General features: G+C 72.0%; 17 protein-coding genes and 1 tRNA gene. 13 read left to right on the top strand and 5 right to left on the bottom strand.

Annotated features, from left to right (window positions below; genetic code table 11):
* Positions 1-198: 198 nt before the first annotated feature.
* The 6 genes from V4Y03_RS17245 to V4Y03_RS17220 all read left to right on the top strand — a co-directional run bounded on the left by V4Y03_RS17245 (position 199) and on the right by V4Y03_RS17220 (position 3,839).
* Complete coding sequence (locus V4Y03_RS17245) at positions 199-540, top strand: hypothetical protein (RefSeq protein WP_332435493.1); 342 nt, start codon at positions 199-201, stop codon at positions 538-540.
* Entirely contained in the window at positions 516-737 is a 222-nt protein-coding gene (locus V4Y03_RS17240) for a hypothetical protein (protein WP_332435492.1), read from the top strand. The genes V4Y03_RS17245 and V4Y03_RS17240 overlap by 25 nt, the downstream gene beginning before the upstream one ends.
* On the top strand, positions 722-1,846 hold the full coding sequence (locus V4Y03_RS17235) for a radical SAM protein (protein ID WP_332435491.1): 1,125 nt from the start codon (positions 722-724) through the stop codon (positions 1,844-1,846). Before V4Y03_RS17240 ends, V4Y03_RS17235 begins: the two co-directional genes overlap by 16 nt.
* On the top strand, positions 1,843-2,007 hold the full coding sequence (locus V4Y03_RS17230; RefSeq protein ID WP_332435490.1) for a hypothetical protein: 165 nt from the start codon (positions 1,843-1,845) through the stop codon (positions 2,005-2,007). Before V4Y03_RS17235 ends, V4Y03_RS17230 begins: the two co-directional genes overlap by 4 nt.
* An 88-nt stretch (positions 2,008-2,095) precedes the next feature.
* A complete protein-coding gene (locus V4Y03_RS17225) occupies positions 2,096-2,962 on the top strand; it encodes a GNAT family N-acetyltransferase (protein ID WP_332435489.1) in 867 nt (288 codons plus the stop codon).
* A 145-nt stretch (positions 2,963-3,107) separates the two neighbouring features.
* Positions 3,108-3,839 carry a hypothetical protein gene (locus V4Y03_RS17220; RefSeq protein WP_317874924.1) on the top strand — a complete coding sequence of 244 codons (732 nt, stop codon included), beginning with the start codon at positions 3,108-3,110 and terminating at the stop codon, positions 3,837-3,839.
* A gap of 600 nt (positions 3,840-4,439) precedes the next feature.
* On the opposite strand, the gene V4Y03_RS17215 is transcribed toward V4Y03_RS17220, so the two are convergent.
* A tRNA-Ser gene (locus V4Y03_RS17215) sits at positions 4,440-4,526 on the bottom strand.
* Between the two features lie 215 nt (positions 4,527-4,741).
* Between V4Y03_RS17215 and V4Y03_RS17210 the strand changes: the two genes are divergently transcribed.
* On the top strand, positions 4,742-5,497 hold the full coding sequence (locus tag V4Y03_RS17210) for an MHYT domain-containing protein (RefSeq protein WP_332437204.1): 756 nt from the start codon (positions 4,742-4,744) through the stop codon (positions 5,495-5,497).
* 88 nt (positions 5,498-5,585) lie between these two features.
* On the opposite strand, the gene V4Y03_RS17205 is transcribed toward V4Y03_RS17210, so the two are convergent.
* Complete coding sequence (locus tag V4Y03_RS17205) at positions 5,586-7,136, bottom strand: S1C family serine protease (protein WP_332435488.1); 1,551 nt, start codon at positions 7,134-7,136, stop codon at positions 5,586-5,588.
* Between the two features lie 232 nt (positions 7,137-7,368).
* Between V4Y03_RS17205 and V4Y03_RS17200 the strand changes: the two genes are divergently transcribed.
* The 3 genes from V4Y03_RS17200 (at position 7,369) to V4Y03_RS17190 (ending at position 10,027) form a co-directional block, all read left to right on the top strand.
* The gene (locus V4Y03_RS17200; RefSeq protein WP_332435487.1) at positions 7,369-8,190 is read left to right on the top strand and encodes a glycerophosphodiester phosphodiesterase; all 822 of its coding nucleotides are present in this window, start codon (positions 7,369-7,371) and stop codon (positions 8,188-8,190) included.
* A gap of 102 nt (positions 8,191-8,292) precedes the next feature.
* The gene (locus tag V4Y03_RS17195; RefSeq protein WP_079045012.1) at positions 8,293-8,895 is read left to right on the top strand and encodes an ATP-binding protein; all 603 of its coding nucleotides are present in this window, start codon (positions 8,293-8,295) and stop codon (positions 8,893-8,895) included.
* A gap of 154 nt (positions 8,896-9,049) precedes the next feature.
* On the top strand, positions 9,050-10,027 hold the full coding sequence (locus V4Y03_RS17190) for a DUF5926 family protein (RefSeq protein WP_332435486.1): 978 nt from the start codon (positions 9,050-9,052) through the stop codon (positions 10,025-10,027).
* Between the two features lie 219 nt (positions 10,028-10,246).
* On the opposite strand, the gene V4Y03_RS17185 is transcribed toward V4Y03_RS17190, so the two are convergent.
* Complete coding sequence (locus V4Y03_RS17185) at positions 10,247-10,855, bottom strand: hypothetical protein (RefSeq protein ID WP_332435485.1); 609 nt, start codon at positions 10,853-10,855, stop codon at positions 10,247-10,249.
* Positions 10,856-11,013: 158 nt separating this feature from the next.
* Positions 11,014-11,805: a bifunctional DNA primase/polymerase gene (locus tag V4Y03_RS17180; protein WP_332435484.1), complete on the bottom strand. Its 792-nt coding sequence runs from the start codon at positions 11,803-11,805 to the stop codon at positions 11,014-11,016.
* A 536-nt stretch (positions 11,806-12,341) separates the two neighbouring features.
* On the opposite strand from V4Y03_RS17180, the gene V4Y03_RS17175 reads away from it, so the two are divergent.
* Both V4Y03_RS17175 and V4Y03_RS17170 read left to right on the top strand, forming a co-directional pair.
* The gene (locus V4Y03_RS17175; protein ID WP_332435483.1) at positions 12,342-13,793 is read left to right on the top strand and encodes a PP2C family protein-serine/threonine phosphatase; all 1,452 of its coding nucleotides are present in this window, start codon (positions 12,342-12,344) and stop codon (positions 13,791-13,793) included.
* Positions 13,794-13,928: 135 nt separating this feature from the next.
* A complete protein-coding gene (locus V4Y03_RS17170; RefSeq protein ID WP_317877166.1) occupies positions 13,929-15,389 on the top strand; it encodes an aminopeptidase P family protein in 1,461 nt (486 codons plus the stop codon).
* Between the two features lie 167 nt (positions 15,390-15,556).
* Here the strand turns inward: V4Y03_RS17170 and V4Y03_RS17165 are convergent, their stop codons facing one another.
* On the bottom strand, positions 15,557-16,006 hold the full coding sequence (locus V4Y03_RS17165; RefSeq protein ID WP_332435482.1) for an ATP-binding protein: 450 nt from the start codon (positions 16,004-16,006) through the stop codon (positions 15,557-15,559).
* Between the two features lie 213 nt (positions 16,007-16,219).
* Here V4Y03_RS17165 and V4Y03_RS17160 point away from each other — a divergent pair, with 213 nt between their 5' ends.
* Complete coding sequence (locus V4Y03_RS17160; RefSeq protein ID WP_332435481.1) at positions 16,220-17,002, top strand: hypothetical protein; 783 nt, start codon at positions 16,220-16,222, stop codon at positions 17,000-17,002.
* The last annotated feature ends 137 nt before the right edge of the window (positions 17,003-17,139 follow it).

Raw genomic sequence — 17,139 nt, 5'->3', positions numbered from 1 at the left:
GGCGAACGGACAGGACGACGTACGGATGACGTTGCGGTTCTCCCGCGACTCCGGCCAGACGTGGGGGCCTCGTACAGAGGTACGCGTGGGCGAGGACCCGGTGGTCCCGGAGAACCCGGGCCGCTACCCGCCGTGCGTCTGCCCCCGGTGCTCGCAGCAGGCCCGGAATGCCGTCGCATCCTTCCGGATGGTGTCGTGATGCGGTGCATGCACTGGCGCCGGGTGCCCCTCGACCTGGCACGGGAAGCGCGGGAGAAGTCGGCCGCTTCCTGCATCAACCGGGCGGTGCAGTGCCAGCTGTCCGCGCACGACGAGGGTGAGCACTTCGGTCTCCTCACGGACGCCGGGGCGTACGGGACCGCGCTGTGTCTCCGCTGGCGCGGGCCGGACGAGACGGAACTCGTCGTGCTGCCGGACTGCCCAGTGACCGCCCCGGAGCCCGACGGCGAGGGCTGCTGTCTGTTCGCCGACCACGCCAAGCAGCACACCTGGGAAGACGCCCTGGAGGAGGTCTCATGCACCAGCTGGTCGCGAGCCTGAACAAGCCCCGGCGCTCTCGCTCGCCTCGCAACGAACGGTGCGGGGACTGCGGTGGCAGCGGCGCCGACTCGTCCGGCAAGACCTGCGGCACCTGTAACGGGCTGGGCGAGATCCACTGCCGCGCCGACCACCAGGAGTCCCGTGTGCTGCCCCGCTCCGTGATCCGGAAGGAGGGCCACCGATGGCCCACGCTCTGATCGTCTCCCCGTTCCTCGACGGACACCTTCTCCTCAAGCCGGGAGCAAGGGCCGGCGCCCGAATCTCCGCCGACCACTACGAGGGCCTGCGCCAGGCCGCCTCCGACGGTGAGTCGCTTCCCGCCTGGGCGGTGCAGACCGCCGCCGACATGTGGGGCCTGGACCTGGGCGGCCAGACCGCGCAGGGCACCGTTCTGGTACGCGAGCCGTCCCCGTACGGCTACTGCCGGGCGTCCTGGGAGATCAACCTCGGCTGCAACTTCGGCTGCAAGCACTGCTACCTCGGCGAGCGCCCCTTCTCCGGCCTCGGCTGGGACGGCAAGGTGCGACTGCTCGACATCATGCGCGAGGCCGGCGTCCTCTGGCTCCAGATCACCGGCGGCGAGCCCACCATGGACCCCCACTTCCAGGGCGCCTACCGGTACGCCTGGCAGGCCGGGATGATGCTCACCATCTCCACCAACGGCTCGCTGCTCTGGCGGCCGGACCTCCTCAAGCTCTTCCGAGACTGCCCGCCCTACCGCCTGGTGGTCAGCATGTACGGGGCGAGCGAGGAGTCCTTCGACACGCTCACCCAGCGCCGCGGGGCGTGGAAGGCGTTCCGGCGCGGCATGGACGCCGCACGTGAGGCTGGCCTGCCGCTGCGCATCAACGTCGTGGTGACCGAGGACAACGCCTCCGAGGCCGACGAGATGGCCGCCCTCGCCGACGAGTGGAACGTCGAGAACCACGCGTACACGAACATGACGCCCACGATCTACGGCGGCGGTGAGCCGCTCCTCGCCCAGTCCGCCGCCCACCTGCGGCAGCGCAAGCCGTTCGCCGGCTGCAACGCGGGACACACCTTCTTCCACGCCGACCCGCACGCCAAGGCCTCGATCTGCAAGGTCGGCCGCGACGACCAGATCGACCTCATGGCCGAAGGCATCGACGGCCTCACCCGGCTCGGCGCCATCGCCGACCGCCTCATGCTTCGCACCGGTGGGTGCGAAGGCTGCGCCCTGTCCGGCACCTGCCGGGTCTGCCGCCCCCTGGCCAAGCACTACCAGGAGGCGAAGGCGCCGCTGCACAGCTACTGCCAACACGGAGACAAGGAGACCGCCTCATGACCCTGCCCGTACCGGTGACCATCCTTCCCGGCCCGCCGACCTCGGCACGCCGCGCGGCCCCGCCCGTCGCGACCGCGTCGATCACCACCGTCCAGGACCTCGACGTGATCGTGGAGAGCGCGGAGTGCTCCTGCGACGCCGGTGACGACAACCCCCACTGACCGACACGATCCGGTCAACTCCGTTCAGGCCCCGGCGTACTCGCGTCGGGGCCTGAGCCCTGCCCGTCCCACCGCTAGGGTGCCGCTCATGTTCTTCCGCTGGGACTGGCTCCGGCCCCAACTGACCGCGCCGATCGTGCCCACTCTCGGTCCCGTCCATCCCGACGCCCTGACCGTCGGCCTCTTCGAGGACACACTGCGAGCGGCCGAAACCGGGGACTTCCTGCCCTACGACAAGGACCGGCGCTGGGGCGGCGAGAAGGACGAGAAAGTCCTACGTGACGACGTGGTGCACCAGCGCGAGCACACCCTCATCCCCACCCTGAGTCGGCGTGGACGCGGCACTGCCAAGGTCTTCGCCTACGGGCTCCGCGACAGCGTCGTGGAGGAGGCTGCCGAACTGGCCGCGAAACTCGCGACCGTGCACGACGTGGTCAGCGCCCGGGTCGTACGCCCCCTCGGTCCCGAGACCACGCACCCGCGCGGCACCCGCATCCAGCTGAAGGACTTCACCGCCGGCCCCTGCCCCGCCCCGGGTGGTCCGGTCCGGCCCGTCACCGCCTGGCCGATCACTGTTCAGGAGACCTTCGCCCCGTTCGCCGAGGCCATGGCGGGCGATGGCCTGGCCTTCCTCCATACCCAGACGCAGGCCGACCGGTGCGGCCCGGTCCTCGCCACCGCCGTCGAGGACCGCATCGTGGGCGCGATCGGCCCCATGGAGGTGCTCCCCGATGCCATCGGGCGCCCCCAACTCATGCCCCAGTACTTCGCTGTCCTGCCCGAGACCCGAGGACAGGGCCTCGGACGCATCCTGTGGCGGGCCGCGATGCACTGGGGCCAGTCCCACGGCGCTGCCTACCAACTCCTCCAGACCGAGGTCGACGGCCCCTCTGACCGACTGTGCCAGGCCGAAGGACTTACCTCCCTTGGCTTCACCCACACCACAGCGGCGTAACCGCCGGATCTGGGACGCCACGAGGTCACAACCTGTCCAGTGCCTCTCGGGTGACCCACCGCATCACCGTGCCTCGTCACCATCGATGCGTGTGTTGTAGGCATGCATGATGTCCGTCGTCGCGGCCTGAGAGATGATCTCCGGCATGACGAACGGGGCGGCGGGTGCAGGGTCGGGTGGCGACGAGGCCAACGCCTGGCGCGCACGATTGGGCTGGGCGTTCAGCCTCATAGCCGACGATCCCACTGAGCGAGAGGCGGCACTCGCGCATCTGGATGGGGCCCGGAGGAATGCCTGGGCGGCTCTCGACCGGTGGAACGAGCTGTGGCATCTCACGAGGCCGCTGGGGCCGGAGGAGCAGTATCAGGAGCCGGCCTTCAAGCGGGCGCGCGAGGTGTACGCAGACATGTGTAGCCGTACCCTGCCCGAAGGACTGTGGATGGGCGAGGGCGCCTGCGGGCCGAGCCTGCCCTATGCGCTTCTCTTTCTGGAGTGGGAAGCGCGGTTCCCCCGCGAGTGGACAGAGTATGCAAAGGCGTGGGGCACGAAACAGTCGCTCATCCGCCGCATGGCCGTTGCCGACCAGGATCAGCCGACCAGGGCGAAGCTCATCGACCTCGTCGAGATCGTCGTCCAGCGGGCCTACCGCTGCAAGGACCGCGAGTATGTTCGCGTCGCACGAGCAGTCGACGGTGAGGATCTCCGCCACAGGCTCGGTACGGCCGCCGCCTCGGACAACCCATGGGCACGCCTTCACGCCGGCTACGTCCTCTGGCTTCTCGATCGCCCCGAGGTACCGAACACGCGCCACGTCTGGCGAACGTGGGTCGCGGAAGCGTCCGGAAGGCAGCGTGGCTCCTCCGGTCCCTGCGGATAGTTCCGGGCTCCCGCACGCACCCGTCCCCGTGCCCCCGGCGCCCGCCCTGAGTGTCGGAGTCTTCACGCGCCAACCACCACCCACGCTCTGGCCGTTCGCTCATGCAGGCGCGGGTTTCCACGCGGTCGGCCGGAGCGGCTTTGGCCGGTGTCCTGTTCGGGTTGGGGTCGGGCATGTTCAGGGGGGCCGTACGCTGGCCCGGCAACTCGGGCAGGCTTTGCCCCTGCCCGGAATTTGAACGAGTGGCCCCCTGGACTTGCCCGACGCGGGCCCCGGCCCGAACAGGTGGGTAAAGCCGTGGAGGCCGGCCGCCCCAGCCACGACTGGTTGAACGGCAATCCGCGGTGAGCGGGCAGGGCACAGCCTCACCGTGCTCTTCCGGTTCTACGCCAAGATCCTCAAGGGCCAGCAGTCCCGTGCGAACGCGCTCATCGAGAAGGGGCTCAACGGCGGCTGAGTCCGCGATCCTGGCCCACACATGGCCCATACGCACTGGTCAGAACCGGGATATGGGCGATCCAGGGTGAGACAGGGTGAGCACAGAGGGCGGGCCCCGGATTCCGGGGCCCGCCCTCTGACCTGCTACTTCTCTGACCTGCGCGGTGGGTGTGGGATTTGAACCCACGGAGACATCGCTGCCTCGACGGTTTTCAAGACCGTTCCCTTAGGCCGCTCGGGCAACCCACCCTTGCCCCGGGCCACCTGGGGCGGAGCGGCTACAGCGTACCGGCTCAGGGGGTGGGGGTGCGATGGGTCGGCTTGGGGTGGAACGGGGGGAGAGCTGGGTTAAAGTCCCTTGTTCACAAGATCTCCACATGCGCCCTTTCTCCCGGCGCGTGCGCAATTCCGAAGGTTCAGAGGGCAACACGGCGCACGGCACGATCGACGGCTTCAGCTACGGCATGGTCACCCCCTTGGTGGGGTACGTGATGGCCTGCCTGGGCAGCGCCCTGGGGCTGCGCTGCACAGTCCGCTCCCTCAGCACCGACCGAGCGCGGAAGCCGGGCTGGCTGGCGCTCGGGGCGGCGTCCATCGGGTGCGGCATCTGGACGATGCACTTCATCGCCATGCTCGGCTTCCGCGTGGCGGAGACGCCCATCTCGTACGACGCGTCCCTGACGTTCCTGAGCCTCGTCGTCGCCGTGGTCGTCGTGGGCATCGGGGTCTTCATCGTCGGCTACCACGGCGCCCGGCCGGCCCCGCTGCTCCTCGCGGGCACCCTCACCGGGCTCGGCGTCGCCGGCATGCACCACCTGGGCATGGCCGCGATGCGGATGAACGGACAGCTCGGCTACGACCCCCTCGTCGTCGCCCTCTCCGTCGTCATCGCCGTCGTGGCCGCCACCGCCGCCCTGTGGGCCGCGGTCTCCATCCGCGGCTTCCTGGCCAGCCTCGGCGCCAGCGTGATCATGGGCATCGCCGTGACCGGCATGCACTACACCGGCATGGTCGCGGTCAGCGTCCACGTCGTCGAGGCCTCGCACGCCGCCGAGGGTTCCTCGCTCCTCAACGTGCTCCCGATGCTGGTCGGGCCGCTGATCTTCCTCGTACTCGCCGCGGCCGTCGTGATGTTCGACCCGCTGCTGATCATGGGCGACGACGAGCCCCGGCGCCCCGATCGCCGGAGGCCCCGTACGGCACGCACGGCCTCCATGTGACGCCGTCGCAGAACGGGGGGAGGGGAGTACCGGCGATCCGGTACTCCCCTCCCCCCGTATGCGGGACTCCCTCGCGTACGACGACCCGTCAGCTGTCGCCCGTGCGCTCGCCCAGCGTCACCGTGGCCGTCTCCGTCTTGCCGTCCCGCTCGTACGTGATCTTGACCTGGTCGCCCGGCTTGTGGGTCCAGATCTCGCTGATCAGCGTCGGGCCGCTGTCGATCTGGTGGTCGCCGAAGCCCGTGATCACGTCGCCCGCCTTCAGACCGGCCTTCGCCGCCGGGCCGCTCGGGGTGACCGGGGGAGTGCCGCCGGTGCCCTGGGAGGCGATCGTGGCGCCGTCGCCCTTCTCGTTCATGTTCACCGTCGCGCCGATCACCGGGTACACCGGCTTGCCCGTCTTGATCAGCTGCTGGGCCACGTTCTTCGCCTGGTTGACCGGGATCGCGAAGCCGAGGCCGATCGAGCCCGCCTGGGACTGGCCGAAGCCGCTGCCGGTGGACTGGATCGCCGAGTTGATGCCGATCACCGCGCCGCTCGCGTCGAGCAGCGGGCCGCCGGAGTTGCCCGGGTTGATCGACGCGTCCGTCTGCAGCGCGCTCATGTACGAGCTGCTGCCGCCGGAGCCGTCACCGGAGGCCACCGGGCGGTTCTTGGCGCTGATGATGCCGGTCGTCACCGTGTTCGACAGGCCGAACGGCGCGCCGATCGCGATCGTCGAGTCGCCGACCGCCACCTTGTCCGAGTCGCCCAGCGGCAGCGGCTTCAGCTTCTTCGGCGCGTTCGTGAGCTTCAGTACGGCCACGTCGTAGCCCTCGGCCCGGCCCACGACCTCCGCGTCGTACGACTTGCCGTCCGCGAAGGTCACGGAGAGCGTGCCGCCGTCCGCCGCCGACGCCACCACGTGGTTGTTGGTGACGATGTGGCCCTCCTGGTCGTACACGAAGCCCGTGCCCGTACCGCCCTCGCCCTGCGACCCGCCGGACTTCGCCTGGATCGTGACCACGCTCGGCAGCGCCTGCGCCGCGACCGCCGCGACCGTCCCCGGCTCCCGCTTGAAGGAAGCCGGCGCCTCGCCCGAGGAGACCGTCGTCGAGCTCACGCCGTCGTCGCCGCGCTGCGCCGCCCAGTAGCCGATGCCGCCGCCGACACCGCCCGCCACGAGCGCCGCGACCAGGACCGCCGCCACGACGCCACCGGTCCGCCTGCGCGGTGCGCCGGGAGCGGCGGGCGCGGGCTGCTGCGAGGCACCCCAGGCCGGGACGGCCGGCGGGGGCGGCGGCCAGCCACCCGCCGCTCCGGCCGCGACCGGCTCGGGGGCGGCCGGAGCGGGGTGGCCGGGGGCCTGGGGCTGGGCCGGGGGCGGGTTGTACGCCGGAGCCGCAGGCAGCGGCTGGGTCTGCGCCGGGGCCGGGGCGGGCGTCGCCTCCGGCGCCTGCGTCGGCTCGTGCGCCGGTTCGTGTCTCGGTTCGTGCGTCGGCTCCTGCGCCGCCTGCGCCGGTTCGTGCGTCGGCTCCTGCGCCGCCGGCGCGGGAGGCGTCCCCGGCGTCGGAGGCGTCGCCGGCGAGGGAGGCGTCGCAGGTGCGGACGAGGCGGACTGGTCCGCCGGAACCGCCGTGCCCTCGTTCTCGGTGCTCACAGCTCGCTCTCCTCGTTGACTGCGCGGGGTGGTGGTACCTACGTGGTCCCCTGCTGGCCCCTACTGGTCCCGTACCGGTCCCTGAGGCTCCAGGGTGCTGCACCAGCTTTTCCCACAGGACGTCGGGCCGCCGTAAGGCGGAGCTGTGCGTTCGCACCCCCACCTTTATATAGGGACAGAACGGACTCCTTCCGATGCGCCCGCGCCGCCTCGCCAATGGCACCATGACGCCGTGACTCACGCACGGCAGCACCCGCACCGCGTCCCCCTCCAGGTCGTCGCCCACCGTGGAGCATCCGAGGACGCACCGGAACACACCCTGGCCGCCTATGTGAAGGCCATCGAGGACGGCGCCGACGCCCTGGAGTGCGACGTCCGGCTCACCGCCGACGGCCATCTCGTCTGCGTCCACGACCGGCGCGTCGACCGCACCTCGAACGGCCGCGGCGCCGTCTCCGCCCTCGAACTCGCCGACCTCGCCGCGCTCGACTTCGGCACCTGGAAGGGCCGCGACGACTCCGGCGAGAGCCCCGACCGGCGGGACCCCGGGTCCACCTCCGTCCTCACCCTGGAGCGCCTCCTGGAGCTGGTCTCCGACGCCGGGCGCAGGGTCGATCTGGCCATCGAGACCAAGCACCCCACCCGCTGGGCGGGCCAGGTCGAGGAGCGGCTCCTCCACCTCCTCAAGCGTTTCGGCCTCGACGCGCCCGCGTCCCCCGCCGACTCCCCCGTACGCGTCATGAGCTTCTCGGCCCGCTCCCTCGCCCGGATCGCCACCGCCGCGCCGACGCTGCCCACCGTCTCGCTCGCCCAGTTCGTCTCGCCGCGGCTGCGCGACGGACGGCTCCCCGCGGGCGCGCGCATCGCGGGGCCCTCGATCCGGATCGTGCGGCACCACCCCGCCGTGATCCTGCGGCTCCAGAAGGCCGGGCACCAGGTACACGTCTGGACGGTGGACGAGGAGGAGGACGTGGAACTCTGCGAGCGGCTCGGCGTGGATGCGATCATCACGAACCGTCCCAAGCAGGTCCTCTCCCAGCTCGGCCGCGACTGATCCCCGCACCCCCCTGAACCCCTCCTTTCCCTTGTGCCACAAGGGCCCACATGACGTAGGGGGTGTGCCCCGGCGCATTCCGTGCGTACGCGATCGTCACGAGTGCCTCATCGAACGCGGATTGGCCGGTTTCCGGTCCAGTCCATTGGGGCATCCACACGGTGGCGTGGGGCAAAGGAGGTCTCGGGGGTGGCGTTGGTGGTGGCACAGGAGGTGCCCACGTCGTCGAGCATGGCCGTACCCCATGGCCCTGCGGGCGTGGGTGAGGCGCGACACCGGATGCGGGACGAGCTGTACCGCAGCGGGGTGTCCGATTCGGTCGTCGACGACGCGGTGCTGATCCTTTCCGAGCTGCTCAGCAATGCCTGTCGGTACGGCAGGCCGCTGGGACGGGCGGATCGGGGCGACGGGGACGTACGGGCGGCCTGGCGGGTGGACCCGGCGGGCGGACTCAGGGTCGAGGTCACCGACGGCGGGGGTCCGACGCGACCCGTCCCGTCGACGCCCTCGGTCACCGCACGGGGCGGTCGCGGGCTGAACATCATCAGCGCGCTGGCCCAGGACTGGGGCGTACGGGACAGCGCGACCGGCGAGGTCACGGTCTGGGTGGTGGTCACCGAAGGACACCGCCGCGAGGACTTCGCGACCCGCGTCGGAGGCGGCTCGGGCTTCGACTTCCTGGACGCGTACGACGATCTGGACTGACCACGGGGCGGAACCGACCGCGGGGCCGGCCTGACCGCACCACGCACGGCCCCGACCGCCCGCCGCGGCCCGCCTGAGGGGCGGTGGTGTCCCGTGCGACTAGGCTCGCGGCCGAAACAGACACCGCACGCCGCGATCGGGAGAAAGCCACACCATGGCCAAGAAGCGCCCCCAGACGAAGGCCGGCAAGGCCGGCCAGGCACAGGTCACCAGCGGGGAGATCCCGGTCGTCGGCGCGCGCGAGCCGTGCCCGTGCGGTTCGGGCCGCCGCTACAAGGCGTGTCACGGCCGGGCCGCCGCGCACGCCGTGACCGAGCTCGTCCAGCGCCCCTTCGAGGGCCTGCCCGGCGAGTGCGACTGGGTCGCGCTGCGCGAGCTGGTGCCCGCCGCCACCGTGCCGCTCACCCTGAAGGGCGGCCTCCCGGAGGGCGTACCGTCCGTGACGCTCGCGACCGTGCTGCCGATGGCGTGGCCGGCGCTCCGCCGCGACGACGGCTCCGTGCTGCTCGCCCTGCAGAACGACTCCACCTCCGGCGACCTCGCCCGCGACCTCGCCGACACGCTCCAGCGCGCCCTCGAGGTCGAGCCGGGCACCCCGGTCCCCGCCCGCCGCGTCCCCGCCGAGGGCCCGCGCCTCCAGGACCTGCTGGACGCCGACGCCGCGTTCGCCCCGGAGGTCCACACCGGGTTCGAGTTCTGGATCCCGAAGTCCGCGGACGGCGCCGACCCGGAGGTCGCCGCCTCCCTGGAGCGGGCCAACGCCGCCGCGATCCCGACCGTGAAGCTGGACAGCGTCGACTCGGCGTACTGGTGCGAGACCCCGGACAAGAACCACCTGCGCTGGGTCATGCCGTACCCGGAGGAGAAGCTGCTCGACGCCCTCGCCCGCCTCCAGGCCGGCGAAGGCACCTCCCTCGGCACGGACACCCGGCTCGTCGGTTCGTTCCGCGCCCACGGCCTGATGGTTCCGGTGTGGGACCTGCCGACCTCGATGACGGCGGAGGAGTGCGAGAAGCCGGCCGCCGAGTTCGCCGAGCGGCTCGCCGGGGCGCTCGCCTCGGACGCCCCGCTGACGGCGGAGGAGCGGCGCGCGCGGGGCGGTCTCACGAACCGTCAGGTCACTCTCAGCTGATACCCCAGGTGGTATCGGTGACTGACAGACCGACCAGTCGGTGACTTCCGCCACAACCCGGTCTGCGGACGGGTAAATCCCTGTCCGAATAACCGAGATCGAATTTGCGAACAGCAGATCTCTTGTTACCGTTCTGGAAGCCCGGTCGCTGGTGCATCCCCCGTCGCCAGCGACCGGGCCTTTCCATGTCCGCTTCCGGCAGGGCCGAAGCGTCGACGCTCAACTTCCTTCGCTGTCCGCGGTGTTGCTGCCCGCCCGCAGAAGCAGCGGGGTGCTGTCCCCCTCGCCGCTGCCCGCGAATTCCGCGACCGCCGTATACGCCGTGGCCGCGCCGCGCCCCCGCTCCCTGGGGGTTTCACAGGTTCCCGGTTCGTCCTGCGCCGGGACGGCGCAGCGGACTTGTACGGTCCGCCCGCCGGGCGCCATCAGGGTCAGAAACGCGTCGAGCTCCTGGCCGGCCGCGTTCCGGTAGTACGTACGCGCCCAGGTGTCGGGCCCCTCGGCGAGGACGCAGGTCTGCGCTTCGACCCCGTCGGGGGAGGCGAGTTCCGGCCCACAGTTCGTGACCCGCTCCGGGAGCCTCGGAGCGGCCGGGGCGACGGCGGGGGTGGACGGGGTGGGGGACGCGGGTGTACGGGACCCGAGGCCGAGCCCTTCCAGCAGATCCCCGGCGCCGCCACGCGCCTTCGCGTCGTCTCCGGCCCCTGCCTTCGCGTCCGCCGGTCCTGCGGGCTCCCCGGTCGGCCCCGCCATCGCGACGAGCGGCAGCAGGACGGCGACCGTGACGACGGCCCCGAGTCCGATCACACGAAGGTTCACCGGACCCATGCGTCCCACCTGCTCCTGCTCGGCCGGAGATCTCGGGCAGGAGATCTCGAACGGTGGGCTGAACATAGCGGCGGCCGACGGGCACCCGGTCGGCCGCACGCCCGTTTGCCGGAGAAGTCGGACCAGGACGCACCCGTTCGGGTGAACGTCCGGGCCCGTCAGTACGCCAGCCGACTCCCGCCGCCCGGTGTGCTCGTACTCGCCTCCACCAGCGCGTCCACGACCGCCTCGACGTCCGGCAGCCACGGCCGGGCCGAGCCCGCGAGCGGGGCCCGCTCCCACCGCACCTGTCCGGTGCCGGAGACCGAGGGCGGCAGAAGCAGATAGCCGCCCTCTCCATGGAACCGCAGGGAACTCGGCACGCTGTCCTTCGCGTACAGCAGCTCGCCGAGCCGTTCGAGGCCGTACGGGGCGACCAGGATCGACCACCGGGTCGGGGTCGCCACGACCGGGCCGAGCCGCATGCCCATCGCGTCGAGCGCGGCGAGCGCCCGTGCGCCGGCCTGCGCGGGCAGGCTGACCGCGCAGGGCGCGCCGCCGCCCGTGGCGAGGAGCACCGGGGCGTCGGGGCGCCGGGTCCACCACCAGCGGATCATGCGCTCGTCCGTGGTGGCCGCGAGCAGACCGGGGTCGTAGGGGTGGGCGCCGGGCACCACGCACTCGGGATCGGGGCAGGCGCAGGCCGGCCCCGACGGAGCCGGGTTCGCCGCTCCCGCCCCCGAGGGAGCGGAGCCCGGTTCGCCCGCGCGGGCCGCCGGCCGCCCCAAACCCATGGCCGTACGGGCCGTCGCGCCCAGGCCCGCCGACGTACGGGCTTTCGTTCTCAGGCCCACTCCCGGCAGGACGGGCCAGTCCCACTCGACGGCGAAGGCGACCGCCGCGTCGAGCCGGGCGGTCCTCGCCTTGCGCCGGAACCGGAGCCTGCGTCGCCTTCCGAGGATCTCGCGCATGAGCGCTCGTTCCTTTCCGTTGAACGCCGAATCCATCCACATCACCATGTGCAGGACATTTCACCGTGCGTATCAGCGCGTACCGGGTCGGCGGGGTCCCGGCCCCGTCGCAGCGGGGCCGTCCGGGCCGTCACCGGGTGGAAACCACGTGGAGCCAGGTCAGAACGAGGTGGAGCCGGGTCAGCACCAGAGGCGGGTCAGAACACGTTCCCCGCCACTCGGTGACGGGCTGCGGCCTGCGGCATGAAAGACGCCGGGGTTCCGCGTCGCGTTCCAGGACAGCTCCAACTGCCCCTGCCTGTCACCGATTACGTACCCAGCACGCTCGGAATGACGCGCTTTCAAACGACGCCAGTCGACCGCAAAAGGTGCACACCGGGGACAATTTTCGGCCAACTTCCCGCCGACTTCAACCCTCTCGTACAACCTCACGGACACCACAAGTCCCGTGGGGACAATGCTGGACATCGTTCCTCTTGTGCGTGTACATGTGGATGCACCGAGCGGCTCAGGATGACATGGGGGTTTGCGATGCTATGGCGTCAAACGCACCGGTCGGAAAGCCGACTGACATGAGCGCCCCACACATGCCGAAAGTGGCCGGAATCGATTCCATGGTTCCCGGGCCCCCGCACACTACGGCGCCCCTCCCCGGGGTCCCCGCGGCGGCGGCACCCTCCGACCCGGTCCCCCCGCCCGGGGCGCTGATCCAGGACCGCCTGGCGGCCTGGGTCTCCGACCTCACCACCCTCCACGAACTCACCGAGCGCCTCATCAGGACGGCCTCCCTCGACGGGGCCCTCCGCGAGGTGCTCGGCGCGGGCGCCGCCCTGGTCGGGGCCCGCCGCGGCATGGCGGTGCTCGAACCGGCCGACGGGCTCGGCCCCGCTGCCACCATCGGACTCGGCCTCGCCCACTCCGACCTCGGAATCATCGAGACCGTCCCGCGCGGCACCAGCAGTTACGGCCGCCTCCTGGACGGCCTCCGCGATCCGGCCCGCCCCGAGCGGGTGCCGGACCCGATCGCCATCCCCGACGTCCGCACCGAGGAAGGCCTCGACCCGCGTCACCGCGAGGTCGCCGCCCGCCTCGGCTACGCCGCCAGCTACGCCCTGCCCCTCGCCACCGAGGAGGCCGGCCGGCTCGGCGCGGCCGTCTGGCTCTACGACGAGCCCGCCGAACCCACCGACCGGCAGCGCCACCTCATCGGGCTCTACGGCCGTTTCGCCACCGAGCACCTCGCCCGTCTCCTCCAGGTCGAGCGCGCCAGCGCCCAGGTCTCCACCGTCGCCGAGGAGCTGCTCCCCAGCCGGCTCCCCCGCGTCCCCGGCGTCCAGCTCGCCGCCCGCCACCTCACCGGACCCCGGGGCGGCGGCGACTGGTACGACGCGCTGCCGCTGCCCGAGGGCGCCCTCGGGCTCTCCGTCGGCTCCGTCACCGGGACCGGCCCCAGCGCGCTCGCCGCCATGGGAAGGCTGCGCACCTCCCTCCGGGCGTACGCGGTGATGGAGGGCGAGGACCCCGTCGCCGTCCTCTCCGACCTGGAACTCCTGCTCCGGCTCACCGAACCCGCCCGCTCGGCGACCGCGCTCTTCGCGTACGCCGAACCCTCGCGGCGCCGGATCGTCCTGTCCGGTGCCGGGCACGCGCCGCCGCTGGTCATCGGCGAGCGGCGCACCGAGTTCGTCGAGACCTCGCTCTCGGCCCCGCTCGGGATGCTCTCCTGCTGGGAGGCACCCAGCGTGGAGCTGTCCCCGGCACCTGGAGAAACGGTGCTTCTCTACACGGACGGGCTGCTGCGCCGTACCGGAGACGCCATGGACCGCGCCTTCGCACGGCTCCACGCGGCGGCGGTGAGCGTGCCGCAGGCGGACCGGGGCGACCCGGGCGCGATCGCCGACCACATCCTGCGGACCCTGCTGCCCGAGGGCCTGGACCGGGGTGGGGACGACGAGGACGTGGTCCTGCTCGCCGCCCGCTTCGAGTGAGCGGCCCGGCGCGAAACCGTAGGCGGCGATAACCGGAGAGTGACATTCCGGTAATGGGTCTTCCGGCCCTGGGCCCCCTTCCGTACGACCGTACGATGGTGGGGGTTCAGTGTCGTACCAAGAGGAGGCAGACCCGTGGCCGAGGAGCTCACGCCGGAGACCCCGGAAGAGACTGAGGAACAGGCGATCAAGCAGCGGAAGAACGGCCTGTACCCGGGCGTCTCCGACGAGCTGGCCGAGAACATGAAGTCCGGCTGGGCCGACACCGAGCTGCACGGCCTGGCGCCGATCGCCCAGGCCGACAAGACCGCCGCGCGCCGCGCCGCGCTCTCCGCCCGCTTCCCGGGCGAGCGCCTGGTGATCCCGGCGGGCAACCTGAGGACCCGGTCGAACGACACCGAGTACGCCTTCCGCGCGTCCACCGAGTACGCGTACCTCACCGGCGACCAGACCCAGGACGGCGTCCTCGTCCTGGAGCCGGTGAAGGACGGGCACAAGGCGACGATCTACCTGCTGCCGCGCTCCGACCGCGAGAACGGCGAGTTCTGGCTCGACGGCCAGGGCGAGCTGTGGGTCGGCCGCCGCCACTCCCTGACCGAGGCCGAGCAGCTCCTCGGCGTCCCCGCCAAGGACGTCCGCGAGCTGGCCGAGGCGCTGCGCGAGGCCACCGGCCCCGTCCGCAACGTCCGCGGCCACGACGCCGGCATCGAGGCCGCGCTGACCGACAAGGTCACCGCCGAGCGCGACGAGGAACTCCGCGTCCACCTCTCCGAGGCCCGCCTCGTCAAGGACTCCTTCGAGATCGCCGAGCTGGAGAAGGCCTGCGCCTCCACCGCCCGCGGCTTCGAGGACGTCGTCAAGGTCCTCGACAAGGCCGAGGCCACCAGCGAGCGCTACATCGAGGGAACCTTCTTCCTGCGCGCCCGCGTCGAGGGCAACGACATCGGCTACGGCTCCATCTGCGCCGCCGGCCCGCACGCCACCACCCTGCACTGGGTCCGCAACGACGGCGACGTGCGCTCCGGCGACCTGCTGCTGCTCGACGCCGGCGTGGAGACCACCGAGCTGTACACCGCGGACATCACCCGCACCCTGCCGATCAACGGCCGGTACACCGAGCTCCAGCGCAAGATCTACGACGCCGTGTACGAGGCGCAGGAGGCCGGCATCGCCGCGGTGAAGCCCGGCGCCGCCTACCGCGACTTCCACGACGCCGCCCAGCGCGTCCTGACCGAGAAGCTCGTCGAGTGGGGCCTCGTCGAGGGCCCGGTCGAGCGCGTCCTCGAGCTCGGTCTCCAGCGCCGCTGGACCCTGCACGGCACCGGCCACATGCTCGGCATGGACGTCCACGACTGCGCCGCCGCGCGCACCGAGATGTACGTGGACACCACGCTGGAGCCGGGCATGTGCCTGACCGTCGAGCCGGGTCTTTACTTCCAGGCCGACGACCTGACCGTGCCGGAGGAGTACCGCGGCATCGGCGTCCGGATCGAGGACGACATCCTCGTCACCGAGGACGGCAACCGGAACCTCTCGGACGGGCTGCCGCGCCGTTCCGACGAGGTCGAGGCGTGGATGGCCGCGCTGAAGGGCTGATCCCCGCGTACGTTGGAACCGAAGGGCCCCCGCCGACCGACCGGCGGGGGCCCTTCCCCGTGCCCGGTGTCCCGTACGGCACCTTCGCGGATCACACCGGCGGGCGGCCTTCGGAGTCACACCGGCGGGCGGCGTTCGGAGTCACACCGGCGGGCGGCGTTCGGGGATCACGCCAGCAGCAGGGAAGGGCTGTCCCGCCATTTCAGGATCTTGTCGAAGCTGACCACCGCGCCGCCGCGGCCCGAGCGGTTGCCGAACTGGACGTGATCGGCCAGCTCCTCGATCAGGCGCAGCCCCCTGCCGTGCTCGGCGTCGTCCGACGGGGCCGCCGGCACATCGCGGCCGGGGAAGCCCGGACCCGAGTCGGCCACCTCGATACGGCAGGTCTCGCCGTCCAGGTACGCCGTCACCCGATACGCCCCGCCGGGCGCGCGGGAGCCGCCCACGCCGCCGCCGTGCTCGACCGCGTTGGCACACGCCTCGGTCAGCGCCACCGACAGCTCGTAGGACACATCGGGATCGACACCCGCCGTCTCCATCGTGCCCAGCAGCAGCCTCCGGGCCAGCGGCACGCTCGCCGCCTCCCGCCGCAGATGGAGTGACCACCAGATGCTCATGCTCCAGCCTCCCGGCAGCGGCTCGACATACCGATACCTATTGCCGGACGGAACCCCTCGTAAGCGCCGAAGGGCGTCAAGAGCGCTCGTTCGGCGGATGCACCACGCCGGTACGCCGGTGTATGTCGCCGCGAAGACCCCCAAGAGGCCCAAGAACGACCTTACGGACCTGCCTCCTGCCGGTGCCGCCCGTGGTGCGATGATGGGCGCGCCATGACTGCCCCCGCGCTCGCTCCACGGCTGCTGAGGGCCGCGGTGTTCACCGCGGTCTGCGTCGTGCTGTCCGCGCTCGGGCACGCCCTGGCCGCCTGCGCGGGGATCGCCCTGTGGACGCTCCTCGCCGGATTCCTCGGGGTCTTCGGGGTCACGGTGCTCCTCGCCGGACGCGACCGCTCCCTCGGCTTCGTGGTCGGCGCCCTCACCGGCGGCCAGCTCGCCCTGCACGTCCTCTTCGGCCTCGGACAGCGCCAGCTCACGCTGAGCCCCCAGGCCGACGACGCCCTCGTCCGGATGGCCGCCCGGCTGGTCTGCGGAGCGGGCACCTCGTCCCTCGACGCGACCGACGCCACCCGCATCATCCGCGACGCGGGACTCGACCCGGCCGCCGCCGGCGCCCACGCCCACATGGGACACACGGCCACCGCCGTCCCGGCCGGTGAACTGCTGCCCGGACTGCCCATGCTCCTCGGGCATCTGCTCGCCGCCCTCGCGACGGGCTGGCTGCTGCGGCGCGGCGACCGCGCCCTCGTCCGGCTCGTCGAACTCTCCGAGCAGGGCGCGACGGAGCTCGCCGAGTGCGCCTTCGTCCGCTCGCTGCGGGCCGCCCTGCGTCTCGTACGGGCGCTCCTCACCGGCCTCTCCGCCGCCCCGCGCACGGGCCCGGCGCACGCCGTCCGTACCGCCTTCGACTCCTCGCCGCCGCCGGTGGCCGAGGCCCTCCAGCACTCGGTGATCAGGCGCGGTCCGCCCGCCGCCGACTGCGTCCTCGCTGCCTGACGCAGCCCGGCGCAGCCCGCCGCGGACCGCTCAACGGGAGCGGGACCGCGCTCGTCCGCACGCCACCGGACCGGGATTCCCCCGGGACTTCCCGGGTTCCCCTTCCGGCGTGCTGACCCACCGTCTCCCTCTCCGAG

Source organism: Streptomyces sp. P9-A4, from assembly GCF_036634195.1.
GTDB lineage: Bacteria > Actinomycetota > Actinomycetes > Streptomycetales > Streptomycetaceae > Streptomyces.
Note: the sequence above shows the minus strand (reverse complement) of the source record. Positions and strands in the feature narration are given on the sequence as shown.